The organism is Williamsia sp. Y721 (assembly GCF_059683565.1).
Genome location: NZ_JCASNH010000005.1, coordinates 1 through 26,234, shown reverse-complemented (window position 1 = coordinate 26,234; position 26,234 = coordinate 1). Strand labels below are relative to the sequence as shown.

Sequence of the window (26,234 nt, the reverse complement as noted above, 5' to 3'; positions counted from 1 at the left end):
CCACCCCGCAAACGCTCCATCTGTACGAGGACGCTCCACAAATTTGTGGAGCGTCCTCGCACAGATGGAGCGTCTGCGCTGGGGGGAATTATTGGTCGGGTGAGGTGCCGATGATGCCGTCGGCCTGCAACGCGGCGATCTCGTCGTCCGTGAGGCCGAGTTCGGACAGGATCTGATGGTTGTGCTGGCCCAGCAGGGGCGCAGGCGACCGATGGAAGTGGTCGATGCTGTCGGTGAACCGGATCGGTGTGGTGCTGTGGGCCGCGGGTCCGTTGACCGGATGATCCACTTGCTCGAAGAACCGGCGATATGCGAGTTGCGGAATCTCGGTTGTCCGGTGCGGCTGCATGACTTTCGCCGCGGGTACTCCGGCGTCGCAGAGTAATTCGACGGCGGTGTCGCTGCCCATCATCAGGAAGAAGGCGGCGAGTTCGGAGTCGATGAGGTCGTGATGGCGGTGGCGACCAGCGGCATCGTCGAGCCGGGGATCCATCGCCCACTCCGGTCCGCCGAGCGCTTTTTGCATCGCGGTCCACTGGGTGTCGGTGGCCACCGCCACCGCGATCCAGCAGTCATTTCGGCCGAATTCATCGACATCGGCGGTCCGGTAGAGGTTTTGCGGCGCGGCCACGGGTCCTCGATTTCCATCCCGCTGCAGGATGTTTCCATATGCCGAGTACTCGGTGACCTGTTCGGCGGCGATGGACAGTGCCGCATCGACCATCGCGACCTCGACCTGCACACCTTCTCCCGTGCGCTTGCGGTGCTCCAAGGCCAGCAGCAGTGCACCCAGCGCATGGATTCCGGCATTCGGGTCGCCCAGAGAATACGGCTCGAGTGGATTGGCGTCGGGATACCCTGTCAGCCAGGTCAATCCGGACGCATCCTCAATGACGTACGCGAATGCCGGGGTCTCCCGCCAGGGCCCGTCGAGACCGAAGCCCGGCATTCGCACCATGATGGCGTCTGCACGCAGGGCGTGGACTCCGGCGAAGTCGAGACCGATCTGATCGAGTACTCGCGGTGTGTAGTTTTCGACGATGATGTCGGAGGTCGCCACGAGTTCCCGGAGCAGTTGCTGCCCCCGGTCGGTCTGGAAGTCGAGAGTCAAACTCTTCTTGTTGGTATTCAGGCCGGAGAAGATGGGTGAGCGTTCCCACCACTGGTCTTCGGTGACGGGAACACCTGCGATGAGCCGGGTTCCGTCGGGCCGTCGTGTCGACTCCAGGTGGACCACCTCGGCGCCGAGCATCGCGAGAAAGTGGGTGCAGGACGGTCCGGCCCAATACGCGGTCATGTCCAGCACTCGCAGCCCGGCAAAGGGAAGTTGTTTGAGGGCCAGGGGATTCGTGGGTGTGGCACGCCGACGCGGCGGCTCGGCACGGTGGTGATCGGTGTGCTCGCCGAGGTGGGGCGCCGGCTCCGGCGGGCGAAGCTGTGCCGGCTGCATCCGGAAAGGCGACGTGGGTTGGTCGAATCCGTCCCGCGGGTTCGTGGTGAAGGTCCGACGTTCTCGGAAATGGTGCTGCGCGGTTGCGTTCTCACCATTGACGACCGGGGCATTGGGGATGCGCAGCGCACTGGCGAACTCGCGGATGCCTGCGACATCCTGCTCGGACAGCCAGGCGTAGATGTCTGGGGCGTGCTGCTGAGCCCGCTCGGTGAGGGTGAGTGTCGATTCCTCATCCATCCATTCCGGATGCCCGACCATGACCGCGAGGTCGAACCACTGCTGCATGGTGCCGCAGCCGAGTGCCACCAGCCCGTCGGCCGCGGTGGCCACGCCGGGAACACCGGCGGCGCGCTTGGTTCGGAAGGGTCGCTGCAAGACGTCGAAGAAGCTGACGGAATAGTAGGTGAGACACAGGATCTCGGTCTCCAGCATCGAGACGTCGACCAAGTCGCCGATACCGCTCTCGGTGGTGCCGATTCTCGATGCGAGTGTCCCCGCGCTCGCGTAGGCGCCGGTGAGCCATTCACCCACCTGACCACCCACGTGAACCGGTGCCCGGTCCGGCGATCCTCGTCCGAGCCCGACGATGCCGCCCGAGGCGGCCTGCACGGTGAATTCTGTGGCCGGACGATCGCTCCACGGTCCATCCGAGCCGAATGGCGTGATCGCGGTGACGGTCAGGTGCGGATACCGGCGATGGATTTCTTCGGCGGTCAACGATGGCTGCTCGGTGATGCGCGAGTCCCGCGACCACACAACGGCATCGGCCCCGGTCAGCAGTTTTTCGAGGAGTTCGAGATCGTCGGGATTGTCCGGGTCGACGACGACGCCGTCCTTGGAGCAGGCCAGGTGACTGAACAGGGCACCATCGGAGTCCGGTGCGATCCGTGCGCCCGAGGCGGACCACCTGCGCAACGGATCACCTTCGGGTGGTTCGACTTTGATGACCCGGGCACCGCCGTCGGCCAGGAGTTTGGTGCAGTATGCCCCCGCGATACCCACCGACAGATCGACAACCACGTATCCGTCGAGCGGGTAACCGGCACCGGGTATGGACATCTCGACTACTTCTTCTTCTTGCGACCGGACTTGCTCAACCTGAACTCCGGCGGGTACTGATCGTCGTTGCCTTTCACGGTGTTGTTCAGGCCGCGGCCGAACGTGTCCTCGTCTTCGAGCATCACCTCGTCGCCGTCGGCCGCGATGTTGCTGCCCATCGACTCGAAGAACGCCGACATGAGGCTGCCCATGTACTCGCCCTGTTGCTGTTTCATGATTTCGAAGAACGTCTTCTGCATGAAGACGGTATCGGTCGGGCGAGTGCGCGCACAGGAGGTCGCGTACTTGTCGACCTCTGCCTCGAGGTCCGCGCGGGGCACCACACTGTTGATGAATCCGCAGGCGTCCATCTCGGCGGCGGTGAAGGCCCGTCCGGTGAACACCATCTCCTGAAACTTGCGCAGTCCCATGGCCTGTGCCCACGTCCACATCCGCGGACCCCAGCCGTGATAGCGGAATGACGGGTGCCCGAACAGGGTGTCGTCAGCCGAGATCAGCAGGTCGGCGTCCGCTGCCTGATAGAAGTGCCAGCCGTAGCAGTAGCCCTTGGTCTCCACGATGCTGATCTTCTTGAACTCCTGCAGGCTGCGACATCCGGCCTGTGGATTGGCATACCACTGGCTGACCGACGCACCGAATCGAAATGACCCTCGCGGCGGTGCCGTGACGTCGTCTTCGTCGAGTTTGAACTCGCGGAGCCGGGCCTGCGGAGAATCCGCATTCTGGTTCGCCATGAACTCGGGAAGATCTGCGCCCGAACCGAAGTCGTCACCCACGCCGCGTACCACCAGTACCTTGACGTCATCATCGATGCTGCATCGGTGGATGAGGTCGCCGTAGCGCAGACGTGCCGCTGCGGTCGGTGCGTTGAGCTGGTCTGGACGATTGAACGTGATCGTTGCGATCTTGGTCTTTCGGTCCTTCTCGAAGAGGATGATCTCCTCGGGCTTGGGAAGTGAATCGGTCATGCTGTGCTGACTCCCTCTGTATTCGCCTTCACTGGGGGTTATCCGGTCCACCAGGGAGCTGTGGTGAGAACCTCGGGCCCGTGGTCGGTGATCAGGACGGCATCGCGACCGAAGACTGCACCGAGGCCCTCCGTCCAGACGTAGCTCGTGACGGCCAAGACCATGCCCGGCTCGAGTATTTCGGAGGCGTTGGTCTCCGGTAGATGCGGCGATACGACGGGTGGGTCGAAGCCCAGGCCCAATCCATGCGCAACCGGAGTCGGTGGCAACGGCTCACCGGCCGCCTCATACGCCGATAAGAGCGCGCCGGCTCGTACTCCGGCCTGACAGGCTTCAAAGAGACGTTCTCGCAGGGCTTCCGAGCGGCGATACAGCGACCGGATCTCGTCGGTGACCTCACCCACCGGCCACGTTCGACCGACCTCGCCGGTATACCCCCTGTCGAGGACTCCGGCCGCAAAGGCGACGAGATCGCCGTTGCGGACGTCACCTGCTCCGTTGGCGCGCCGTCCGTGGTGGCCGGGCGAGGTCACCCACGCCCCGTCCTGGGTGGCCAGGGTGCTGACACCGCCTGCGGCCATCGCCTCCAGGAGGACGCCCGTGAGCCGCTGTTCGCTGATCCCGGGCCGGAGTTCGGAGACCGCCGAGGCCAGGCCCACCTCGGCAATCCGCAGTGCTTCACGGATGGACGCGATCTCGTCATCGGTCTTGATCCGGCGTGCGGTCCGTAGTGCCACCTCCGCATCCACCAACTCGGCGTTGGGGAATGCGTGGGGCAGCAGTTCGGCGAACCCTGGCGAGAGAGCGTCGATCCCGACCCGGCGGGCCGTTGCAGCACCGTTGATCTCCTTCAATACCGCGATGATGTTCATCGGGTTCCATGCGATGCCGTACAGGTGATCGTGGGGGATGTCATCCGGGATGCCCTCGTCCCAGGTGCTGAGCAGGTGGATCTCACCGGTCTCCCGGGACAGGACACAGTTCGGTGCGAATGGTCGTGTGCCTGCCACCCACAGTTGGGTCGCGCCGGTGACATAGCGGACGTTGGCCTGTCGACCCAGGACGAGTATGTCAAGGTTGTGGGCCTGCATCTGGGCCAGTGCGCGCTCTCGCCGTCCGGTGCGAAGAGCGCGATCATCGGCCAGGATCTCAGTCGCCATAAGGCGTGTACGGGTAGTCGGTGAGCGGCGCGAAGCCCTCCTCGGTGATGACCACGATCTCCTCACTGCGGTAGCCGCCGGTGCCGTCTTCCCAGACAACCGGTTCCAGTACCAGCACCATCCCGGGTTGCAGGACGAAGTTCTTGTCGTAGGTGGGACCCAGATCGGTTCCGATCATGGGCATTTCGGCCGCTGAGGTGCCGATGCCGTGGCCGAGGTAGAAATGTGGAAGCCAGGGTTTGGACCCGCCGTTCACTGCGATGGCCGCGGTGGCCAGATCCTCGAGCGTGACACCTGGCCGCAGGGTCTCGAACACCGCGGTGATGAGGTCCTTCCAATGCCGGAACTGTGCCTGCTGACGTGGTGACGGGTCTTGCCCGACAATCCAGGTGCGACCGAAGTCGGAGCAGTACCCCGAGTAGGTGATGCTCACGTCGACCCAGAGGACGTCGCCGGCACCGAGTTCGCGTTCGGTGGTCAGCAGTGGAAGCGCCAGATCACCGTGGGTGGTCCAGACACCGGTGTCCTTGCTCGACGGCATCACCTGCCAGATGGCATCGAGCATGTTGGCCGTTGCCCCGCGCTCGAATGCCCGCCGGACAAAGCCGGCGGACAGGTCTATCTGCCGCATCCCCGGAGCAAGAGCTGCCTGGACCTCGACCATCGCTTCTTCTGTTATGCGACAGGCATTTCGGATGCAGGACAGCTCATCAGGGGTCTTGATGAGTTTGGCGGCACCGATGATCAATGCGGCGTCGCGCGGCGGCCCCGAGGGGAACAGGCGCTTGGCTGCTCGCAGCATCGCCCCGGTGCTCTCGTCGACGGCGTAGATCGCATCGGCAGGCACCAGGTCGGCCAGTGCCCGGGCAAAGGATTCGACGCCCTCATCGAACTCCAGATAGACCGGTGGCAGCACATGATCGTCGGGCAATACCGAATCTTCCGGTGCGCCATCGCGTATCGGCAAGAAGAGGTAGGGCCATTCGTCGTCGGGCAGGATGACCGCCACCGGTCGCTCGACGTGGGACAATCCGGCATCACCCAGCGGCCAGCTCACGCCGGTGGCGTAGGCGACCGCGTTGTTGCCGAGGAGGATCAACGCGCCGATCCCGCGCTGCACCATCTCCGCGCGGATGCGGACACCGACCTCATGTCGCATCCGGCCGAGGTCGGGTTTGTCTGGGACGCGCAATGTGGTTTTGTTGCTGGTCAAGACAGATGAGGTCAAGAGGTTGCGTCGCTTTCTTGCGTGAGGCCCAGGAACGTCGTGATGTTGGTGCTGACGGCCTTGACCGCGTCCTCGGGGCCCAGTGCTTCGACCACCGCGGCGATCGACTTCTCTGAGTAGCCGAAGCTGCTCTCGTTGTGCGGGTAATCGGACGACCACATGACGTGATCGATCCCGATCTGGTCGATCAGCTCCAACCCCAGCGGGTCGACGATGAACGACGCGCTCATGTGGTTGTCCCAGTAGTGTCGAACATCGTGTTCGACAGGGCGATTCAGCATGTGACGGAACGATGCGAGCATGTGTTCGGCGTCCTGGATGGCTGACGGAACCCAGTTGATGCCGCCTTCGAACCAACCGATCTTGAGGCCCGGATGGCGATCGATGATGCCGCTGAAAATGTACTTGGCAAACATCTCGCGGAACGGGGCGACGTTGTGCATCATGCCGACGGCAACACTGTTGACCTCACACGGGCTCGACAACGGCGCCTCGCCGATGTGGTGGGCCAGCGGAACCCCGGACTCCTCGATGGCATCCCACACCGGGATCATCGACGTGCTGCCGTAGTCGATGGGTGTGCCCTCCAGGTCCTTGCCCGCCGAGAGCGGCATCAGAAAAGTCTTGAGGCCCAAAGACTTCAGCTCGTCAAGGGTGCGACGGGTACCGGCGGCATCCCACCAGTTGATCAGTCCGACTCCGAAGAACCGTCCGCCCGATCGCTCCTGGAGGTCGGCGATGTACTCGTTGTAGATCCGGAACGCGCGTTCGCGGATGTCGCGGTCCGGGTAATACAGCAGTGCCAGAAGCGCGTTGGGGAAGGCGAGTTCCTTGGAGACACCGTCCGCGGCAAGCTCGTCCAACCTCGCCTCGAGGTTCGCGCTGCCGGATCCGACCAGGGGGTCGTACTGCATCAGTACGTGGCTGAAATCTCCGGGTAGGAACGATTTTCCCTTGCGCCCCAGCTGAAAAGCCCCCTCCTCGTACCACACTCGCGGAGCCTTCTCCTGAAGTTCGGCAGGGAAACGTTCGAAGAAGATGTCGTCGGCGAGTGAGATGTGATTGTCCGCCGAGAACACCTGGGTCCCGGTGGGGAGTCCGAGGTCGCCGACGGCGTGGCCGCGACGATCCTTCGGAGGAGCCAATCCTTCCGGCGGATACAACGATGCGCTGGTGGTATGAAGCGACATTACTTCTCCATTTGTTCGACTGGTTGGCTGAGTTCACGTGACGCCGATGAAGACGCCGGATACGCCCGAGCTCACTCTGGCGCGCGGGGGGAAGTGGACAACCTCGTGATCGACTCCAGGTGCGTGACGATTCCATCGCCGGCTGTTGCGACGGAATTCGAAACGGTCCGCACCGAGCAAGGAGCGCACGGGCAACAAAAGAAGTTGCATTCCGTTCTTCGGGCTCATGGAAAACAACAATCTGCTGCAGCGGAAGTCACATTATCACGCACTCCAGGTGTTAGCCAGAGCGTATTTCCCGCCATTGTGACGGGCGTTCGGGCCGGGTTGCGGGGCGTGCTCCGGTGCATCTGACGAAAGGCCACACAGGGTTTACTTATGCGTGTAAGTTGGCGGTCGAGTGAGTTGGGTGTCGTGATGGCTGCACGTCGAGATACCAGCCCGACAAGCTTGGGAAGGGGAGTCCGGTGGCGTTCTGTGTTTCGGCTGTTGGTGCTGGTAGGGGCGATAAAGTGCTCTGCCAGTCGCTGGGGTCGCCGCGCGGCCGCGCTGGAGTCGAGCGGTGTGGACGTCGGCGACAATGGCGGCTGTACCGCGGGAAAGGCGTGGGGGCCCCGGGTCGGGTCTTCCGTGCTCCGAGTCGTGACGATCGAGGGTGGGAGCCGGCCGCGACATCAATCAAATAAATGGCGACAATTCGCGAATTGAATCGAATGCAAACTGATGTGCGGGCACATCGGCGCTATTGATCGTTTTCTATTTCCGCGTGCAATTGATTTGCTTTCTTCTGCATTGAGCACAACGGAACCGGGTGGTCTTCCGGGGTTGGTCCGGTTCAGCTGGGCAGTGTGGCCGTCAGCGATGTCCAGTCGAAGTCGCCGTGATCGCTACCGAGGCCGGTGGCCACAATTCCGGCCACCGCGCAGCCCAGCTGTGCCGATCGCAGGAGATTGAAGTCCTCCATCCGGCCGGCGATGAAGCCGGCCGAGAATGCGTCCCCGCAGCCGCTGGTGTCAACGACCTCTACTTCGGTGGCGGCGGCGTGTTCGGCGGCTGCCGCCGTGACGACCCACGCCCCTTCGGCGCCTGCCGTGACCGCCACGCATCCGACACCCCTGTCGATGAGGACGCGGCATCCGGCGATCAGATCGGTGGCCCCGGTGAATCCGAGAACCTGCTCGTCGTTGGGTAGTAGATAATCCAGGTGTGGCAGCACCGGGTCGATCCAGGCCAAGACGCCGGGGTCGCCCGGTGCGAGGATGTCGGCGGAAATCGTCACCCCCGCAGCATGTATCGCTTCCAGAACCTTCACCAGTTCGGTCGGATTGAGCAGTTCGGGTGCGCCGATGTGCACGTGGTCGGCGCTGGTCAGCAGATCGAGTGGGACCTGGTCCAGTGGATAGGTGAGATTGGCGCCGGGCATGTGCAGTGCCGGCCGGTCACCGTTACTGCGGATGGGCAGCACACTCATCGACGTCGGCTGATCCTCCACGCGCACAAGATGTTCGGTGACCACACCGTGGCGTTGCAGAAGCGTGGTCAGCAGATCGCCGGAGTCGTCGTGTCCGATCGCGCCGACGGTCGATACCGCAGCACCCAGCTTCGCGAGCGTGATCGCCGTGCCCCCAGCCGGACCCGCAGGCACCAGCCGGATGTGCGGAACCAGCACCGCACCTTGGCCTTCTGGGATCTCATCGACCGGATGTACCACCACGTCGAGGACATGCGCTCCGAACGTCACAATCTGCATCTGTCATCTCCTGCTGATCGGCGAGTAGCCACGCGTTGCGGCAGCGACCGCCACCGCGACGAGCTGTTCCTGGTTCAAGACGGCACCGTCTCCGACCGCTGCGGTCCGCAGGTAGATCTCCGCCAGCCATTCGACGAGTTCGATTCGTTCGCAAGCGGTTTCGGTCGAGTCGCCGTACGCGACCGATCCGTGGTTGCGCATCAGCGCGGCGGTGCGCTCGACGAGGGCCCTGGCCACGGCGTCCGTCAGCTCCTGGGTGCCGAAGATCTCGTGCGGCGCCACCTTCACGCCGCCGCCGACCAGCGCCGCGGTGTAATGCACTGCCGGCAGTTCATCGACGAGATTGGCCACCGCGATCGATGCCACCGGGTGTGCATGGACCACGGCCTTCGCGCTTGTCGACCGATAGATCTCCAGATGCAGGAGCAGTTCGGACGTCGGCGTGTAGGGGCTGTCAGCCACCACCACGCCGTCGAGGTCGGTGACCACCGCCTGATCCGGTGTGAGGAACTCGAGGTCGGCACCGCTGGGTGTCACGAGGATCCGGTCCTCGACACGGATCGACAGGTTGCCCCCGGTGCCGATCACGAGGCGATGGCGGGCCAGTCGATGGGCGGCGCTCACCAGCTCGGCGCGCTGATCGTCGAAGTCCATGGTGACGAGGCTAGCGGTGGGTGGCGGTGATCGGTGGGAGATCACCGCCACCGGCGATGGCTTGCTCGGTCTGGCCGGGGGACCAGCGGCCCCAGGTTCGTCAGATCGCCGGAGCCATGGCGCTGAGTGCAGATCGTGAGAATCGCCCGGCCGGTGCGAATTTCGCCAGGATGGAATCGGCGTCCTCGCCGGTCACCGCGGTGATCAGTGCCTTCGCGTCATCGACCGAGTTGATCGAAAGGACCGGCGACGGGTCGGACAGCAGCCCGAAGAGTGCAGCACCGAACTTCGGGTTGGTGGCGGCAGCCGGGAATAGAACCGCGGCGTAGTCGGCAAACACCGGGTCGCGCAGGAAGATTCGGGTTGCCAGGTTTGCGGCATCGACTCGGCTGGTCAAGAAGTTGTTATAGGTGTCGGTGATCCAGGCGTCATCGAACTCGCCCTCGTGGTCCTTGGCCGCGACGACCAGCTGTGCTGCCTGGATGAATCCACTCTGTGCGCCCTGGCCGGTGATCGGATCGTAGGCCACCGCGGTGTCGCCCAATGCGGCGATGCGGTGTCCACTTGCGGTGTGACCCAGCGCGTTACGCACGGTTGGCGTCACCGCACCTTGTAGCCACGAGTGCGGATCCTCTTCGATGACCCGGGTGCGCAACACTTCGGGCAGATCCCAGTCGAAGTATTCGCGGTGCAGGTCGATGACCACCTTGTGCGCTGAGTGGGCATCGGTGACCGACTGGAAGCGCCGCTCCCACTCGCTGCCCGGCTGTGCCCAGCCGAGGAACGACCACGACGGTCCGGCGTCTTTGTGCAGGTACGGACCCCACCAGCCTTCACCCTGATCGGCGAAGTTGAAGGCCTGATGCTTGCCGCCTGCCGGGCTGCGGTGCGCAAACACGTCCGGACCGTGGTCGAGGCCCTCGACGGTCAGCAGCAGCACGCTGCGCTGCGGACTCTTGTAGGGCGACCTCGCCTCGTCCACCGAGAACAACTTGGCCAGTCCACCTTTGCCGGTTGCAACCAGCGTCAGGTCGTAGTCGCCGGCAATCGTGTCGAGCCGGTCCGGGTCGACCTCCTCGACGATGAACGTGCCGCCCTTCTCCTGGAACTGCGTGATGCGCTCGTCCACCTTGAGCCGCGTGTCGACTCCGATCGCCTCGAAACCGGGGAAGTCGGCGTCGAAGTCGAGGAGTTCGGTGTAATCGTGGCCGCTACCGGTGATGGTGCGGGCACTGATGCCGGTGACCTGCGGGGCACGGCCGGCAAAGGTGTCGACGCCGAGTGCGGCCTCGGACTCCTGCGACAAACCGAAGGTGACCGCGGTACCGGTGGCGGAGACATCGCGAAACAGGCTCTGCTGGTTTCGGTCGCTGTAGACGGTGACGTCGAATCCGGCGTTCAGGAAGCCAACGGCGGCAGAGATACCGGTCTGACCGGCTCCGATGATGGCGACGGATCGGTTGGTGCTGCTCATAGGGTGCTCTCCGATGCTCGTACGAAACGTATGTGCGGGTTGGCGATACGGTGAGCATCCGCTGGATACGAGGTCGACGGAACCCTTCTGATCAGGGGGAGATTAACTACCGACGTGGGGGATCCACCTCAACGGATGGTGATGCGTCCCTCCGGTCTCGTCCCGCTCTGGTGTCGTGGCACTAGAACCCGTGGTTCACGGCCTCGACGTTGTTGCCGTCGGGGTCGCGGAGAAAAACGCCGTAGTACGTCGGGTGATATTCGGGCCATACTCGCGGCTCGTGCAGGATCTCGGCGCCTGCTGCCACCGCGAGTCTGTGGATTTCGTCGACCGCCTCACGGCCGGATGCGGTCAGTGCCAGGTGGACCGGGCGGGTCCCGGGGTCGACGAGCGGCCCGAACCAGAGTTCCGGGAAGTCGCCCGTCCCAAGGCCGACCACAAGACCGTCCGGGCGTTCGAATCGCATCACCTCGTGAACCTCGAGCGGCGCGAAGACGCTGACGTAGAACGCTGCGCTGGCAGCCGGATCAAGTGACTGCAATGCCAGATGGTCGATCATTGCCTGATGGTAGATCACAGCAACGGTGAAAGATCTTGAACTGCAATGTTCTTGCGGAGGCATACAGTCGGCAGGGCGAGTTGTCTACGACAGAAGAGGTGTGCAGGTGTCACGACTGGAGAACAAGGTTGCATTCATCACCGGGGTAGCCCGTGGACAGGGACGGGCGCATGCGGTCCGTCTGGCGAGTGAGGGCGCCGACATCGTCGGGATCGACCTTGCGGGCCCTTTGCCGGGCGTGCCCTATGACTCCGCGACGCTTGACGATCTCGCCGAGACCGTGGCCTTGGTGGAGGCGCAGGGTCGCAAGGCGCTGCTGCGTCAGGGCGATGTCCGGGACCTCGACGCATTGAAGGCACTGGCAGTCGACGCGGTTGATCAGTTCGGCGGTATCGATGTGGTGGTCGCCAATGCGGGTATCTGCATTCCCGCGACGTGGGATGAGTCGACGCCGGAGATGTTCCGCGATCACATGGACATCAACGTCACGGGGGTATGGAACACGGTGATGGCCACCGCGCCTGCACTGGTCGAGCGTGGTGGCGGATCGGTCATTCTGATCAGTTCATATGCCGGCAAGAAAGTGCAGCCGTTCATGGTGCACTACACCACGAGTAAGCACGCGGTGACCGGCATGACCCGCGCGTTTGCAGCGGAACTCGGCGCACACAACATCCGGGTCAACAGCGTGCATCCCGGTGCTGTGGCGAGCCCGATGGGGTCGGGGGACATGGTCGCGCGGATCGAGGAGACCGCCGCCGCCAACCCTCGATTGGCGGTGATGGGTACTCCCTTCCTCAACCAGTACGTGGCCGAACCCGAGGAGATCTCCAACGCCGTGGCATTCCTGGCCTCGGACGAATCGTCGTTCATGACCGCAGAACACGTATCCGTAGATGGCGGTGCTCAGTACTTCTGACCGCAAACCCGCCTACGGTTGATGTCGTGGGCGAGACAACAGGTACTCCGGAGCGGATGACGGCTGCCGAACTGCTGGCGAAGCTGGTGGATGAGGGCAGCTGGCGACCCTGGGACGTCGAGTTGACGACGCTGCCCGACGATCCGGCGTACGCGGCCGACATCACACGCGCCCGCGAGAAGACCGGACTGGACGAGTCGGTTCTCTGCGGAGAGGCCACGCTGTCCGGTGAGCGCATTGCCGTGGTGGTGAGCGAGTTCGGGTTCCTGGGTGGGTCGATCGGCCGCGAAGCCGGACGACGGGTGGTCGCGGCAATCCGGCGCGCTACGTCCGAACAACTTGCTGTGCTGGCACTTCCGGCTTCCGGTGGTACTCGGATGCAGGAGGGGACACCGGCCTTTTTGCAGATGGTCAACATCACCGCTGCCGTGGTGGATCACAAGGCGGCTCGTCTGCCGTACCTGGTCTATTTACGGCACCCGACAACCGGTGGGGTGTTCGCTTCTTGGGGTTCGTTGGGGCATGTGACGCTGGCCGAGCCCGGCGCGTTGGTCGGATTCCTGGGCCCTCGCGTCTACGAAGGGCTCTATGGGAACGAATTTCCGGCCGGCGTGCAGGTGTCGGAGAACCTGCGGTCGCACGGGCTGATCGATCTTGTTGTTGCCGTGGATGAGCTGGGTGCGACGGTGTCCCGCATCGTCGGCCTGCTCGAACCTTCGGAATCCGAGGGCGATACGCAGCCGGCATTGAAAGATGCGGCTCCGGTGATGGCGCAGGATCCATGGGACGTGGTCACGGCATCGCGCGCCACCGACCGGCCCGGGGTTGGTGACCTGCTGAAGCGTTCGACTGGCGAATCGATCGAGTTGGCGGGCGGCGGTGAGGTCGACTCTCGCAGCGGAATCATATTGGCGTTGGCGAGTTTCGGTGGTGAGGCGGCGGTGGTGGTGGGCCAGGACCGCAACCGGCAGGTACCCGGCGCACTGATCGGTCCGGCAGATCTGCGACTCGCACGACGAGGGATGAGGCTGGCGCAGGGGCTCGGTCTTCCGTTGGTGACGGTGATCGATACGCCGGGCGCCGACCTGTCCGCCGATGCCGAAGAGGGAGGTTTGGCCGGCGAGATCGCGCACTGCATAGCGGAGTTGAGCGCGCTGACCGTGCCGACGATCTCTGTGCTGTTGGGGCAGGGTGCCGGCGGTGCGGCGCTGGCATTGTTTCCAGCCGACCGGGTGATTGCGATGGAGAACTCCTGGCTCTCACCGCTACCGCCCGAAGGTGCCAGCCTGATCGTCTATCGCGACACCGACCACGCAGCGGATCTGGCTGCGCAGCAGGGTATTCGGGCCACCGACCTGCATGCATCGGGCATCGTTGACGTGGTGCTCAGTGAATCGCCTCTCGATGCCGCGGACTTTCTCCCTGACCTGGGAGCCCGCCTCGCCTACGAGCTTGCCGAACTGAAGGCGCTCGCCATCGATGAACGACGCCAACGCCGCGACGATCGCCGACGCCGGATCGGCGACGCGGTCGGCTGAGGCGGCTTCTTCGTCGCATCCGGGTTTGGCAACGGCTGGTTTCGCCGACTCGATCTCGTTCACTCGTTTGTTGATGATTGTGAACTCTGACCAAGTTGTTTTCGCAGGTCAGGGGTGGCGCGGCGGAAAATCGGCTACCGTCGAAGGATGGTTAATGTTCAACGCACGTTCACGGTCGAAGCGCCGGTCGACAAGGTCCGCGCATACCTACGCGACTTTGCCAATGCGGAGCAGTGGGACCCGGGAACGCAGAAATGCACGCAAGTCGGATCCGGGCCTGTCGTCCTGGGTACCGAGTGGGACAACACCTCGAAGATCGCCGGGATCAGGACCCACCTGAAATACAAGCTGACCCGCGACGACCCTGATCGGGTCACCCTTGAGGGCGTCAACAAGACCGCAACCAGCATCGATGATATTTCGATCTATCCGCAGGGGCCGGCGAAGACGTCGGTTGCTTACCACGCGCATGTCGTCTTCAACGGTGTCGCGAAGCTGTCGGATCCGGTTTTCGGGATGGTCTTCAAGCGTCTCGCGGATGAGACGCAGAAGCAGATGACAAAGTCGCTCGGCGCGCTCTAGGTGATCAGGCGTCGCACCGACTCGGGGATCTGACCTTCGGTGTCGGTGATGGGTCTGTCATAGACGGTTCGCATGGGTATGTGTCCGGTCCAGGCATCAGAGTCGACGGTGCCGGGACCACCGGCGCGCGCCTTGGTGATCCATTGGCCATCGACGATCGGCAGTGCCAAGACGATCGTTGCGGCGATCTCCTTGCCGGTGTGTGGACGAACTTCTGCGCTGCGGCCCGGCAGGATGCTGTCGCCGAGAACGTTCAGTGCCTCGCGTGGATCGACGGCGGAGTTCTCGATGGTGCCGCGCACCACCGCTGATCGGTAGTTCATCGAATGGTCGAAGAGGGTGTCGGCAACAACCAGCCCGTCGACGACAAACGCCGAGACCGCAACCGGTGCTCCGGCGGCAATATGGCGCAACGCCCCGGCTCCGGTGGAGCCGTGCATCAGGATTGTGTCGCCGTGTCGGGCGATCAGCATCGGCACCGACCACGGCAATCCGTCGACAACGGTCGAGACGGTCGCGACGTGTGCCTCGTCGAGAATCTCGTTGAGCAGTGCGCGGTCGCCGCGGCGTTCTTTCTTACGATTCAGTTGATCCACGATCTCCCCTTGGCTGCTGCTGTTCTCTGCGCTCAAAGTCCCACCGAAGCGTAGGGATGGTCAAGCGGAATCAGTGGAAGGTGGCGAAGCTTCTGCCTGGTGCACGGACTGCCGGCGACGTCACTCGCTGGCCACCGAACTGAGCGCGAGTGGTAGAAGGTAGTATATGACTCTCATCAGTGTTTCGGAGTTGGCCGACCAACTGGCATCCGAGCGGGACGACCTGCGGATCCTCGACGCGCGGTGGTCGCTGCCCGCACCGGACGGACGCGAAGCCTTTGCGGCAGCGCATATTCCGACCGCGGTCTACGTCGACCTGGAGACCGAACTGAGCGACCACTCGATCGAGGGGCGGGGCCGTCACCCGTTGCCGTCGGGCCAGGCGTTGCAGACGGCGCTGCGTCGCTGGGGTGTCAACAACGGCGACACCGTGGTGGTCTACGACGACTGGAACCGCGCCGGTTCTGCCCGCGCCTGGTGGGTGCTTCGTGCGGCGGGCATCTCCGATGTCCGGATTCTCGATGGCGGCTTGAGTGCGTGGGTGAAGGCCGGTGAGCCCGTTGCCGCCGGAGAGACCGCCGTTGTCGGTGGTGACGTTGTGGTGTCGCAGCCGGACCTTTACGCCGGCGCCTTGCCGACGTTGACCGCTGAGCAGGTCGGCGAATTTGCCGGTGTGCTGGTGGACGCCCGTGCACCTGAACGATTCCGGGGCGAGGTCGAGCCGGTCGATGCGGTCGCCGGGCACGTGCCGGGTGCCGTGAATGCACCGAGCACCGCCACCCTGGACGAAGAGGGTTTCTTCCGGCCGCCGCAGCAGCTGCGGGAGTTCTTCTCCGGCGTCGGGGCCGACGGATCGGCGCCGGTCGGCGTGTACTGCGGGTCGGGTGTCACCGCAGCCGTCGACCTCGTGGCACTGCAATTGGTGGGCGTCGATGCGGCGTTGTTCCCCGGTTCGTGGTCGCAGTGGAGCTCGGATTCGGCCAACCCGGTGGCCACCGGGTTGGCGTAACCCAACGGCGCGCCTACGGCAGTTCGGGCGTGCGCGGCGGGACCGGCCTGGGATCAGCGGCGCTTTCGAATGCCGCGGCCATTGACAACAACAAGTTGTCGTCATAGGCCTTGCCCGCGAACGTCAGCCCGATCGGCATCTGGGTGTCGGCCATCAATCCCATCGGGACGGTGACGGTCGGGATGCCGCAATGGCGAATCGCGCGATTACCGTTGGAGTAGCGCACGCCATTGGCCCACGCGATGTCGGCGGAGGCAGGATTGACGTCGGCGTCGGCGGGACCGACATCCGACTGTGTCGGGAACACCACGGCATCAATGTCATTCGAGTCCATCCAGTCCTCGAAGTCCAGCTTTCGGGTGGTTTCGAGCCCGCGTAATGACTGCTGCAGATTGGGCAGATCCTCCAGTGCAGGCACACCGTGCTTGGCTCGTTCGACGGTGACCGAGAAGTCCTCGTCTTCGATGTCGTAGCGGTCGGGGAGTGCACCTTCGGGATGGGGGAAGATCTGCGATCCGTCGACATCGGCCAAGGCCGACAGGTTCGGATCACCGTTGGCGTCGAGGAAGTCCTGCCACCCCCACATCATCAGAACACCCATCTCCCAAGCGTAGTAGTCGGGCGGAACCAATCCGCGGGTGACCATGCTCCGTGCGCCGGGCCGGTCCTCTTCATGGTTCTCGACCACCGGGAAGTCGGTCTCGGTGACCGTGGCACCCAACGACTCGAGCACGATGCGGGCCTTGTTCCATCGGTCGATGATCGACTGCCTGGTGTGTACCGGATCCCTGCCTTGGTCATCTTGGTTGATGTACATCCGGGGGACCGCAAGGCGCTTGCCCTGCAACGCGGCCGCGACGGTGAGTGTGGGATAGCTCGGTGGTCTGATCGCGGAGGACTTCGGGAGCTCGACCACCTGCTGCATCCGCCAGAAGTCGCCTCGGGTCTGCTCGTCGTCGTCGACGATGACATCGAGGATCTCGAGCATGTCGGCGACCGTGCGGGTATGCGGGACAACAACATCCATCGTTGCGTACAGCGGCCAGTTGCCGCGCATCGAGATGACACCACGGGAGGGCGTGTACGCGACCAGCCCGTTGTGTGAGGCCGGCGCTCGTCCCGACGACCAAGTTTCCTCACCGAGACCGAACGCCGCAAAACTGGCCGCCGTGGCGGTACCCGACCCGTTGGACGAACCGGAACCGAACGAAGACGTGAGAAAGTCTGCGTTGTAGGGACTTTCGGCGCGCCCGTAGAGTCCGCGTTGCATACCGCCAGCAGCCATCGGTGGCATCGTTGTCAAGCCGAGACAGATGGCACCACCGGCGCGCAGTTGGGCGATCGCAAAGGCGTCGTCCCCGGCGATCAGGTCTTTGAACGCCGGAGAACCGGCCGAGACGGTGAGCCCTCGCACCTTGTAGCTGTCTTTCGCGGTGTACGGAATGCCGTCGAGCGGACCGAGCACCTCGCCGCGCTCGCGTCGTAGATCTGAGGTCCGTGCCTCATCGAGCGCATCCGGGTTCATCACCGGCACCGCATTCAACCGGATGTCGTTGTGGTCGTAGTGATCGATCCGATCGAGATAGCGCCCGACCAGTTCGACGCTCGTGGTGGCGCCCGTGTCGAGGGCCAGGCGCAGATCGGCGATGGACTTCTCGACAACACTGAACGTCCCGGCGGTACCCATGGCGTTCAGAATGCCATCAGACCTCGGCGGTCGGCTCGGTCTTGAGCGCTTCGAACCGTGCTTCGACGTAGGCCGAGATCGTGACCCGACCAGGCTCGAGCTCGATGACCTGGCGGTCTTCGAGCTCGCCGGGAGGCGCACCGGACACAGCCATCGCGCGCGGAATCCCGCCGTCCGGCTCGAAATGCTGACCGCCCGTGGTCAAGCCGAGCATCCCGGGATCTGCGATCGCCATGGCATTGAACTCGCTGTAGCCGAGACCCTGCGTGTATCCCTGGGCTTTGGCCAGTGCGTTGCGGACGGCCAGGTCGCGAACCTGCGCGGTCCGCTTTGCTTCGGCCTTGCGGCTGAGCCACCAGTGGATCCGACCGACCGCGACCTCCTCCATCTCGGAGACCTGATCGATGAAGGCGCCCAGCGCGCTGAAGTCCTTGAACGTCACCCTGACCGACGCGGATGAGCGGTACACCCACGGGCGCTCCTTGGCTTCCCAATCGTAGGGCCGGTACCGGTCGTGACGCAGCTGATCAAGAGACCATCGCTGCAGGGGTGAGGCGGTCTGCTCTTGGAGTGCCTTCACCAGATCGGTGACGGTGGTGACCGCAGCCGTCACCGGTTCGGACGCGCCTTCCCGGGTGGCGCCGTCAGAGTGCACCGACAGATGCACAGTGCAGCGGTTCGGGGTGAACTGCCGGTTCGCGTGGCCGGAGACGGTGATCGTGACGGGGCGAGGAATCATTGCTGCAGTGTGCCTGGGTGGTCTGACATTTCGGCGCCATCGGAGGCGAGCGCATCGGCGATGACGCGGCGCGGCGGTATGACAAAGTGGTCGGGTGATGCTCTTTCCGTCGTTGACCCAGGCCTCCCTCACCAATAGGGCGGATGACCCCGCCTTCGTCACGGTCGGCGACACCGTCCTGTCGCGAAGCGATCTCATCGGTGCGGCCACCTCGGTCGCCGAGCGGATCCGCGGGGCCAGGTGCATAGCGGTGCTGGCGCAGCCCACGGCGCAGACCGTGGTCGCCGTGGTGGGTGCGCTGATCGCCGGCGTCGCCGTCGTCCCGGTTCCTCCGGATGCAGGCGCGACCGAACGGCAGCACATGCTGACCGACTCCGGTGCCCAGGCCTGGCTCGGCGCGGCCCCCGAGGACACCGCAGGTCTGCAGGTTCTCCCGGTCCGGATGTACGCGCGGTCGTGGCACAGCCATCCCGAACCGCATCCGGATTCGACGGCATTCGTCCTGTACACCTCCGGCACCACCGGACTCCCCAAGGGCGTTCCGATGAGCCGCCGCGCCATCGCCGCCGGCCTCGATGCCCTCGCGGACGCGTGGGCGTGGACCTCGAAAGACGTGTTGGTACACGGCCTTCCGCTCTTTCACGTTCACGGCTTGATCCTCGGTATCCTCGGTCCGCTGCGAGTCGGCAGCGCCGTGGTCCACACGGTTAAACCGACCCCCGAGAACTACGCCGCGGCCGCGGGCACGATGTACTTCGGTGTCCCGACTGTCTGGACACGGATCGCCGCCGACGAGAAGTCGGCACGTGCGCTGGCGCCGGCCAGGCTGCTGGTCTCGGGGAGTGCTCCGCTACCGGTCCCGGTGTTCGAGAAGATCAAAGAGCTGACCGGCCACGAGATCGTCGAGCGTTACGGGATGACCGAAACCCTCATCACACTCAGTACCCGTTTCGACGGTGAACGTCGTCCGGGCTGGGTCGGTTTCCCCATCGCCGGTGTCGAATCCCGCCTGCGCGACGACCAGGGCGCCGAGGTTCCGCATGACGGAGAAACCATCGGCAACCTTCAGATTCGTGGTCCGATGGTGTCGCAGGGGTACCTGAATCGGCCCGACGCCACCGCGGAATCGTGGAGTGACGACGGCTGGTTTGCCACCGGCGACGTCGCCGTCATCGATCCCGATGGCATGCACCGGATCGTCGGACGTGCATCGATCGACCTCATCAAATCCGGTGGCTACCGCATCGGTGCCGGTGAGATCGAGACCGTGTTGCTCGGCCATCCGAGCGTGCACGAGGTCGCCGTGATCGGTGTGCCCGACGACGATCTGGGACAGCGCATCGTTGCTGTTGTGGTCGGAGATGACATCAACGAGACCGAACTCATCGACCTCGTTGCCGCCGAGCTCTCGAACCATAAGCGGCCCAGGGAAATTCGCGTAGTTGACGAACTACCCCGTAACGCCATGGGTAAGGTGCAGAAGAAGCTGTTGCTCTAGGGGACTATGAGGAGGCTTGGACATGCATGCATTCCGCGCGGCGGTCGAGGAACAACGGATCGATGACATCGCAGAGATGCTCGACGAACACGTCGTCTTTCACAGCCCGGTCGCCTTCAATGCCTACAAGGGACGCGACGTCGTCGACATGATCCTGCGTGCAGCCTTCGACACGTTCGAGGATTTCACCTATGTCCGAGAACTGAATTCACCACTCGATGGCTACACCGGCCTGATATTCAGGGCCAAGGTCGACGGCCTGGCCATCGAGGGATGCGACTTCATCCACGAGACACCCGACCACCTCATCGACGAGTTCACCGTCATGCTGCGCCCGATGAAAGCCACACAACTGTTCTCCGAGAAGATGGGCGCCAAGCTTCCGGCCCGGTGACATGGCAGACCTTGAGTGCGGTGAAACGGAAGACTGCTACTCAGGTGCCTTCGACGCCTGAATTGTCTGCATCAGCGCCGCTGCGTTGTCGTCGGTCATCTGGTACGTGTACACGACATCGGTCAGGCTCTCGGCTGTTGTATGGGCCTCTGCTGCTAGCTGGCCAAGTGCGGTTCGCCACGCGTCGGCGAACAAATGAACGGAGCTGCTGACTGTCGGCGACCAGGTCCCACTGTCGTCGCCGGCGTTGGTTGCAGCCTCGGTCAGCGCGTGGTTGGCTTGGTACCAACCATTACTGATCGCTAGTACCTTCGCATTCTCGATCTCCATCTTCAGCCTTTCGCATCGGTCAACGGGACGGCTTCAAATCTATCGAGGTCGGCGCTCGAGTCAGTTGCCGAATTTGTGTGTCGGTGAGGTTGGGAATCTCGAGCGAGTGGCCGTCGAGTGTGATTGCAGCTTCGCCGGAGGGGTCGATGCACAACTTCAACAGGCGGCCGTGCTTTTTCGCAATCAGTTCGCGATCGGTTGGCTTCCCCTCGGGGATCCAACCTCTGACGATCAGTCGATCGGCCGCCGTGCCGATGAGATCGACCCCTGGACGAGCGGTCGTAACGGCATGAATGATCGGACGAATTCGGTCGGGATGGTCGACGCTGAACTGGATGTCTGCGGAGTCGGGGTCGTGGTCAGAAATCCATGAGTGCATCCACAGGGCCAGGAATTCGGTTTCGAGTACCTGGACATCGCGCCAAATACGCCCGTGCAGGACGGTGTCGGCATGCCCTGCGCCGGATTCTGCGGTTGTCCTCGGTGGCTGTCCCGGATGATGAATATGCTGCACGCGAACCCGCGGATCCGTGATCGCCGCTCTCGCAACCTGCAAGAGCTCGCGAACAAAGCGTTTGTCTTGGTCGTCAGTATCTCTTCCCATTATTCGTCCGCCCACAATTTGGACGTGAATCCGGTGATCTTACGTTTGTCTGCCTCGGAGATCGTCCCGCTGTCCTCTGCCTCTTTGAGGAAGTAGCAGGGACTGGTGACGCTCATGAGTAACGGGTCAATGGACACGATCGTGACGGAGTAGATGTCACTCGTCCCGCGGTTGGGGTCGGAGTCAGTCCAAGCGATGGGCAGCGCTGCAAGGAATTGATGTACCTGCGCTTCGGTGAACGGAGTTTGCGCATCGAATGGCACGTCCGCGCTGTAAAGGACGCCGTTGTAGTTGATTCCGAACGAAGTCGGCGTGCTCTTCGCGGTGCACCCGGACCACTGTTCTTCGGCACGTTCTTCGTTGAGGGTTGCGCCGTGGGGCTCGACGGAGTTGATCACCGACGCCATGAGTTCTCGCCCGTGGAGCCGGATGTCTTGTGCCTGTGCCCGGTTCAACGGAGAGTCCGCATCCACAGTAGTTGTCGAACTCGGAAGCGGGGACTGGGTCTCACTGCTGCAGGCGGCCGCCAGAATGATCACACCGGTCATCACCGTCGGCAACAACAATGTTCGGAATCGTATGCGCTGCTTCGGGATCACTAGGAACCTCCTCGGTTGCGTTCGCTCGCAGGATCGGCACCGATGTCGTAAACCTGTGCATCACTCTTTCGGTCCTCGTGGGTAATGGTGGCACCGTCGTCGCTTGCGATTCTGACCAGATTCAACAGTGATTCGGTGCCTCGCTGGTAATAGCTGTTGTGGGGGCCGACAATTCCTGAGTCTCCACCCTCGGCTTGGAACCTCTCGCCACCGAATGAAGTGCTGGCCGGGTCGGTACCCAATGCCGCCAGTACGCCTGGAATGTCTTTGGTACCACCAAGGTTCGCGACCGGGTCGTTGGATGCTGAGCCGACGTAGACATTTTCGGCACCGATGCCGAACTCCGCGGCTGTTTCGCTTCCGCCGGCTCCCGGTGACCCGATCAAGGTGACCGAGTCGATATCCTCCGAAAGGCGTCCGTTGTCCCCGGCCCAGCCGGTGGTGACCGAACCGTAGCTGTGGCCGATCACATGTAGATCGAGTTTGTCTGCCGCACCATCACCTTGGCCAAGGCCGAGTTGATCGCGGGCTGCAACGAACCCTTCGATATCCGAGGCCAGCAAAGCGCCGCCCTCTTGTGCGGCATCGGGACCTGCGACGCTGAGGACATCGCTGCCGCTCGGCGCGTCGTAGCCGATCCACGCAACTGACGCGATGTCCGCACCGGTTCGATGCACCTCTTCGTACAGTGTGGTCGCAGACTCGACATTACCGCCGGTTTTGGTGATGTCGGTTGTCATTCCGGGGACGTTCCAGGCAACATTCTGAGCAGTATCCATGTCGCCGATACCGACAATTGCCTTTCCGTCGCCGCCGAACGCGCGCGGATCGTATCCGTAGAGCAATACGGTTGCGCCAGGTGCTGCTTCCTCGCCTTTGGTCAGGCCGTCTTTGACCGCGTAGGCGGCGACGAGGGACTTCTCGGCATCGCGTCGCTCGAATTCACCGACGGTCGGCTCTCTTGCGGTGATGAAGCCCTTGAACGGTGCATGGATGATCGCCTCCGATTGCGCGATGTCTCGGTCGAGGGTCTGTCGGTTGGCGATGTCACGAACGGCAGCTGGTAGGCCCTGCCCATTGCCGAGGGACTCCGGGAACTCCTGCAAAAGTGCTTCCTGCTCAGATGCCGTGAGTCCGGCCCACCACCGCGCGCGTTCCTCAGCCGACAGGGCAGCGAGGTCCTGGAGGTGTATGCCATGGGGGAGTTTGTCCAGCGCGGATCGTGTGGCCTGCGCCGGATCGTAACCCTCGGCTGTCATTGAATTTTGAGTTGCAGAAACGCCTGCGTAGTTGCCGAGCGCCGTGACCAAGGCTTTTTCATTCGCCTCGGTGTCGAGCCGTAGCTTTTCGTTGTCCGCGTTGCAGGTATTCGCTTGGTTTGTCAGATCCGTTGAGCGATCTTGAAGGGCCGCCAACGTTTCCTCGGGGACCTCTTTGCCCTCCCACTCGAGAACTTCGTCCTCGAAGTTGCGGATCGTGGTCACCAACGTGGCGCGGCGTTCGTTGAGCTCTTTGTGTGTCTTCTTCAGCTCGGTCAGGGCGTCGGCGTATACGAGCAACGCCCTTGCGCCGCGCGTGAGCCCCGCGTACGCAACGGCTGCCTCCGCACCGAATGGTGCGATAGCACCGAGATATGCCGACGCACCCCGGCCGGACCATGCTCCGTTGCTGACCCCAACGTTCTTCTTGGCTCCGTCGTCAGCGAAGTCTTGTTGCCCTTCGGCTGTGTTGGCCGCTGTTGTCAAACGCGTGCTCATGTCCTCGGCGCTCGCCGGGTCACCCTCGACTTTTGTCATGTGAACGGGCTGCGTAGGAATTGCAACAGAAGCCATATCCACCCCCCTAGTTCCGCCCCCGGACACCGTGCATCGACATGGTCTGCGAAACGCCTGGCTTGGGAGGTTTCGCTATCAGACGACGACGATGAAAGGAGTATGCCCTATGCCGTTGAAGTCCCGAATATTTCGATGGACGCCGACTGTCACCGTGTTCCGCGTTGTCCACATGTCCCTTACCTGTTAACAGGAGAGACGGGGTTGGGGCCCGATTGCCTCCTTTATGACGATCGCGCACCTAGCGTCAAACTCGTCCAACGACATTGGGGGAATCTGATGGCACCAGTACTCAAGGCAGATCGTGATGCGCTCGCCATGCTCGCGGCCGATTTGTGGACCACGGCGCGTGGTATCCGAGCGATCGACATCCACACGGCGTTTGCGGATCTACTGCGAGGTTTCGCGGGATCCGACGTAGCTGTCGCCTGCGAAACGGCGGAGCAGCAGATCGAGTCGGCCCTCGAGCGCGTCGCAACTCGTGTTGATGCGTTGGCGCAGAAGAACGCGCTCGCCGGAACAACATATGGCATCACCGACGGCCAATACGCCGACTCGATCAGCGGTTTGCTGAAGCTGTGAACGATGAGCAAACCGACTGTGTCACAAGTGCGTACGTGGTTGTCTCATGCACAAGCGCTCTCGGACGCTGTCACCGAGATCGGTTCTGCGGTGGACTCATTCGACGGGCGGATGAATGACATCTCCCGCACTGTCACAACCACGATGCAGGGCTGGCAGGGTGACGCGGCCGAAGCATCACAGGCCCGCGCTGACGCAGAAACGCAGGCGAGTAGCCGCTTGGCGATCACCATCCTCGACATCGCCGACGACATCAACCGGCTCGGGCCAGACATCGTCCACTCCTGTCGGGTTGCCCGTGACCGCGCAAATTCCATCGCATGGCTCGGCTACCTCGTTGCCGACGACGGCAACGTCACCGCGCCGGCCGGTTCCCGGCCCGGCTATCCCACCGACATCCCGGCGAGTCTGCCGATCCGCGACGCCCGGGCGCTGGCCGACCGCAAGGCCGCGGGACATCAGCTGTGGTTGTTGGAAGCACTGGTCGCCGCCGGTCAGGCTGATTCGACCCTGGCCGTCCAGATCACCAAGACCCTCGAAGAGTTGGTGCTCAATGCCGAACGGGCGACCGCGCCCATCCCGCTACGGCACGCCGTGCAGGAACTGGTGGATGGCAGACGCAAGCTGCCCAGCGATCCGTACCTGCTCAAGACCCTCTGGGATGGTCTGACCTCTGCAGAGAAGGCAGCGTTGTGGAATAGCAACCGCGACCTCGGCAACATGGACGGGATACCGGTTGCCGACCGTGATCACTTCAACCGCCGGTATTTGCTCGAGTTGGAAACGGTGTCTCGTGAAATGCTCGCGAATGATGAGGCGGAGCGATCTCATCGTGACAAGGCGCAGCGGGACCTTGTTGCGCTGAGTGCGGTGCAGAACGCACTCGGGGACGAGGTCGGTGGGAGGAAGCGCTATCTGATGCAGCTCGATACCAAGGGCCGCGGGGCGATTGCGGTCAACAATCCCGATACCGCCGCCAACGTGGTGACCTACGTGCCGGGGACGGGATCGAAACTCAGCAAGATCAGCGGGGGAGTCGTCCGCGCGGATCGGATGGTCCGCGCTGCCAGTCCACACGAAACGACGGATACCGCGGCCATTGCTTGGTTCGGCTACGACGCACCACAGGACATCGGGGCAGCCGGGTCCGGTGCGCCGGCAGTGCAGGGAGCCAAGGCGCTTGTTGATCTCCAAGAGGGCTTGCGGGCGACTCACGAAGGAGGGAGTCCCTCACACAACACCGTCGTCAGTCACTCCTACGGGACTGTTGTCGCTGCCGAGGCGGCCAGCGGCGATCGGCAACTGAACGTCGATGACCTGGTGTTTGTTGCCAGTCCAGGGTTGGGCGGGCCCGATGACGTGAACGACCTGAACTTGACCGGTCCCGATGATCGGCCCAACTCTGACCGGATCTGGGCGACTGTCGCGAGGAACGACTGGATCAACACGATCGAGGGAGTCCACGGCGCCGACCCTCATGACAGGGGGTTCGGTGCGCAGGTCTTCACCTCCGACAACGGTCCGGGAATCAGTACCGCCGCACACAGCAAGTACTGGGACGAGGGCTCGGAGTCACTGCGCAATATCGCCCGAATCGTGACAGCGAAGTACGGGGAGGTGCAGTATCCGGAAACCGCCACCTCGGTGAACGTCCGGTGAATTGGGCCGGGGGTGCCTGACCAGGCGATTTGACGCCGGCGGACTTGTTCCCGTAACTTTCTTCAAGTCAGCGAGTGAGGCGCCGGAGAGCAGGAAGCCGGGGGCCGAGAACACCGACAGGGAAGTCTTTTCCTGAAGGAACAACGTTGACCGCCCATAGTTTGAATGTGC

Annotated in this window: 24 protein-coding genes; 8 read left to right on the top strand and 16 right to left on the bottom strand. The window is 63.3% G+C overall.

Annotation, left to right across the window (positions count from 1 at the left end; genetic code table 11):
• Positions 1–88: 88 nt before the first annotated feature.
• From AC56PL_RS23680 to AC56PL_RS23640, 9 genes are all read right to left on the bottom strand, one after another.
• Complete coding sequence (locus AC56PL_RS23680) at positions 89–2,512, bottom strand: CaiB/BaiF CoA-transferase family protein (protein ID WP_497155336.1); 2,424 nt, start codon at positions 2,510–2,512, stop codon at positions 89–91.
• Positions 2,513–2,517: 5 nt separating this feature from the next.
• Entirely contained in the window at positions 2,518–3,480 is a 963-nt protein-coding gene (locus AC56PL_RS23675) for an enoyl-CoA hydratase/isomerase family protein (protein ID WP_497155335.1), read from the bottom strand.
• Between the two features lie 38 nt (positions 3,481–3,518).
• Positions 3,519–4,640, bottom strand: coding sequence for a M24 family metallopeptidase (locus AC56PL_RS23670; protein WP_497155334.1), 1,122 nt, complete (start codon positions 4,638–4,640; stop codon positions 3,519–3,521).
• On the bottom strand, positions 4,630–5,799 hold the full coding sequence (locus AC56PL_RS23665) for a M24 family metallopeptidase (protein WP_497155629.1): 1,170 nt from the start codon (positions 5,797–5,799) through the stop codon (positions 4,630–4,632). The genes AC56PL_RS23670 and AC56PL_RS23665 overlap by 11 nt, the downstream gene beginning before the upstream one ends.
• A gap of 65 nt (positions 5,800–5,864) precedes the next feature.
• Positions 5,865–7,058, bottom strand: coding sequence for an amidohydrolase family protein (locus tag AC56PL_RS23660; RefSeq protein ID WP_495517635.1), 1,194 nt, complete (start codon positions 7,056–7,058; stop codon positions 5,865–5,867).
• A gap of 835 nt (positions 7,059–7,893) precedes the next feature.
• Positions 7,894–8,808 carry a carbohydrate kinase family protein gene (locus AC56PL_RS23655; protein ID WP_497155333.1) on the bottom strand — a complete coding sequence of 305 codons (915 nt, stop codon included), beginning with the start codon at positions 8,806–8,808 and terminating at the stop codon, positions 7,894–7,896.
• 3 nt (positions 8,809–8,811) lie between these two features.
• Entirely contained in the window at positions 8,812–9,462 is a 651-nt protein-coding gene (locus AC56PL_RS23650) for a class II aldolase/adducin family protein (RefSeq protein WP_497155332.1), read from the bottom strand.
• 100 nt (positions 9,463–9,562) lie between these two features.
• Positions 9,563–10,936, bottom strand: a complete 1,374-nt coding sequence (locus tag AC56PL_RS23645; RefSeq protein WP_497155331.1) for a styrene monooxygenase/indole monooxygenase family protein — start codon at positions 10,934–10,936, stop codon at positions 9,563–9,565.
• A 181-nt stretch (positions 10,937–11,117) separates the two neighbouring features.
• Positions 11,118–11,495: a VOC family protein gene (locus AC56PL_RS23640; protein ID WP_495517639.1), complete on the bottom strand. Its 378-nt coding sequence runs from the start codon at positions 11,493–11,495 to the stop codon at positions 11,118–11,120.
• Positions 11,496–11,601: 106 nt separating this feature from the next.
• Between AC56PL_RS23640 and AC56PL_RS23635 the strand changes: the two genes are divergently transcribed.
• The 3 genes from AC56PL_RS23635 to AC56PL_RS23625 all read left to right on the top strand — a co-directional run bounded on the left by AC56PL_RS23635 (position 11,602) and on the right by AC56PL_RS23625 (position 14,534).
• Positions 11,602–12,414, top strand: coding sequence for a mycofactocin-coupled SDR family oxidoreductase (locus tag AC56PL_RS23635; protein ID WP_495517640.1), 813 nt, complete (start codon positions 11,602–11,604; stop codon positions 12,412–12,414).
• Between the two features lie 56 nt (positions 12,415–12,470).
• Positions 12,471–13,952 carry a carboxyl transferase domain-containing protein gene (locus AC56PL_RS23630; RefSeq protein ID WP_497155628.1) on the top strand — a complete coding sequence of 494 codons (1,482 nt, stop codon included), beginning with the start codon at positions 12,471–12,473 and terminating at the stop codon, positions 13,950–13,952.
• Between the two features lie 147 nt (positions 13,953–14,099).
• Positions 14,100–14,534 carry an SRPBCC family protein gene (locus AC56PL_RS23625; RefSeq protein WP_482139986.1) on the top strand — a complete coding sequence of 145 codons (435 nt, stop codon included), beginning with the start codon at positions 14,100–14,102 and terminating at the stop codon, positions 14,532–14,534.
• Here the strand turns inward: AC56PL_RS23625 and AC56PL_RS23620 are convergent.
• On the bottom strand, positions 14,531–15,130 hold the full coding sequence (locus AC56PL_RS23620; protein WP_497155330.1) for a pyridoxamine 5'-phosphate oxidase family protein: 600 nt from the start codon (positions 15,128–15,130) through the stop codon (positions 14,531–14,533). The genes AC56PL_RS23625 and AC56PL_RS23620 overlap by 4 nt on opposite strands.
• Before the next feature lie 166 nt (positions 15,131–15,296).
• Between AC56PL_RS23620 and AC56PL_RS23615 the strand changes: the two genes are divergently transcribed.
• Positions 15,297–16,139, top strand: a complete 843-nt coding sequence (locus tag AC56PL_RS23615) for a sulfurtransferase (protein WP_497155329.1) — start codon at positions 15,297–15,299, stop codon at positions 16,137–16,139.
• A 13-nt stretch (positions 16,140–16,152) separates the two neighbouring features.
• Here the strand turns inward: AC56PL_RS23615 and AC56PL_RS23610 are convergent, their stop codons facing one another.
• The gene (locus AC56PL_RS23610) at positions 16,153–17,826 is read right to left on the bottom strand and encodes an amidase (protein ID WP_497155328.1); all 1,674 of its coding nucleotides are present in this window, start codon (positions 17,824–17,826) and stop codon (positions 16,153–16,155) included.
• A gap of 16 nt (positions 17,827–17,842) precedes the next feature.
• Positions 17,843–18,565, bottom strand: a complete 723-nt coding sequence (locus tag AC56PL_RS23605; protein WP_497155327.1) for an SIMPL domain-containing protein — start codon at positions 18,563–18,565, stop codon at positions 17,843–17,845.
• 97 nt (positions 18,566–18,662) lie between these two features.
• On the opposite strand from AC56PL_RS23605, the gene AC56PL_RS23600 reads away from it, so the two are divergent.
• On the top strand, positions 18,663–20,063 hold the full coding sequence (locus AC56PL_RS23600; RefSeq protein ID WP_497155627.1) for an acyl-CoA synthetase: 1,401 nt from the start codon (positions 18,663–18,665) through the stop codon (positions 20,061–20,063).
• Between the two features lie 22 nt (positions 20,064–20,085).
• Positions 20,086–20,457: a nuclear transport factor 2-like protein gene (locus AC56PL_RS23595; protein WP_495517645.1), complete on the top strand. Its 372-nt coding sequence runs from the start codon at positions 20,086–20,088 to the stop codon at positions 20,455–20,457.
• Between the two features lie 36 nt (positions 20,458–20,493).
• Here AC56PL_RS23595 and AC56PL_RS23590 read toward each other — a convergent pair whose 3' ends face one another.
• From AC56PL_RS23590 to AC56PL_RS23575, 4 genes are read right to left on the bottom strand one after another with little or no spacing between them, the layout of a single operon-like run.
• Complete coding sequence (locus AC56PL_RS23590) at positions 20,494–20,787, bottom strand: hypothetical protein (RefSeq protein WP_497155326.1); 294 nt, start codon at positions 20,785–20,787, stop codon at positions 20,494–20,496.
• 19 nt (positions 20,788–20,806) lie between these two features.
• The gene (locus AC56PL_RS23585) at positions 20,807–21,391 is read right to left on the bottom strand and encodes a hypothetical protein (protein ID WP_497155325.1); all 585 of its coding nucleotides are present in this window, start codon (positions 21,389–21,391) and stop codon (positions 20,807–20,809) included.
• Positions 21,391–21,957 (bottom strand): hypothetical protein, encoded by a 567-nt coding sequence (locus AC56PL_RS23580; protein ID WP_495517647.1) that lies wholly within the window; start codon positions 21,955–21,957, stop codon positions 21,391–21,393. The genes AC56PL_RS23585 and AC56PL_RS23580 overlap by 1 nt, the downstream gene beginning before the upstream one ends.
• Before the next feature lie 32 nt (positions 21,958–21,989).
• A complete protein-coding gene (locus AC56PL_RS23575) occupies positions 21,990–23,786 on the bottom strand; it encodes an alpha/beta hydrolase (protein ID WP_497155324.1) in 1,797 nt (598 codons plus the stop codon).
• Between the two features lie 315 nt (positions 23,787–24,101).
• Here AC56PL_RS23575 and AC56PL_RS23570 point away from each other — a divergent pair, with 315 nt between their 5' ends.
• Positions 24,102–24,404, top strand: a complete 303-nt coding sequence (locus AC56PL_RS23570) for a hypothetical protein (RefSeq protein ID WP_497155323.1) — start codon at positions 24,102–24,104, stop codon at positions 24,402–24,404.
• Between the two features lie 3 nt (positions 24,405–24,407).
• Positions 24,408–26,063, top strand: a complete 1,656-nt coding sequence (locus tag AC56PL_RS23565; protein WP_497155322.1) for an alpha/beta hydrolase — start codon at positions 24,408–24,410, stop codon at positions 26,061–26,063.
• Positions 26,064–26,234: the final 171 nt, after the last annotated feature.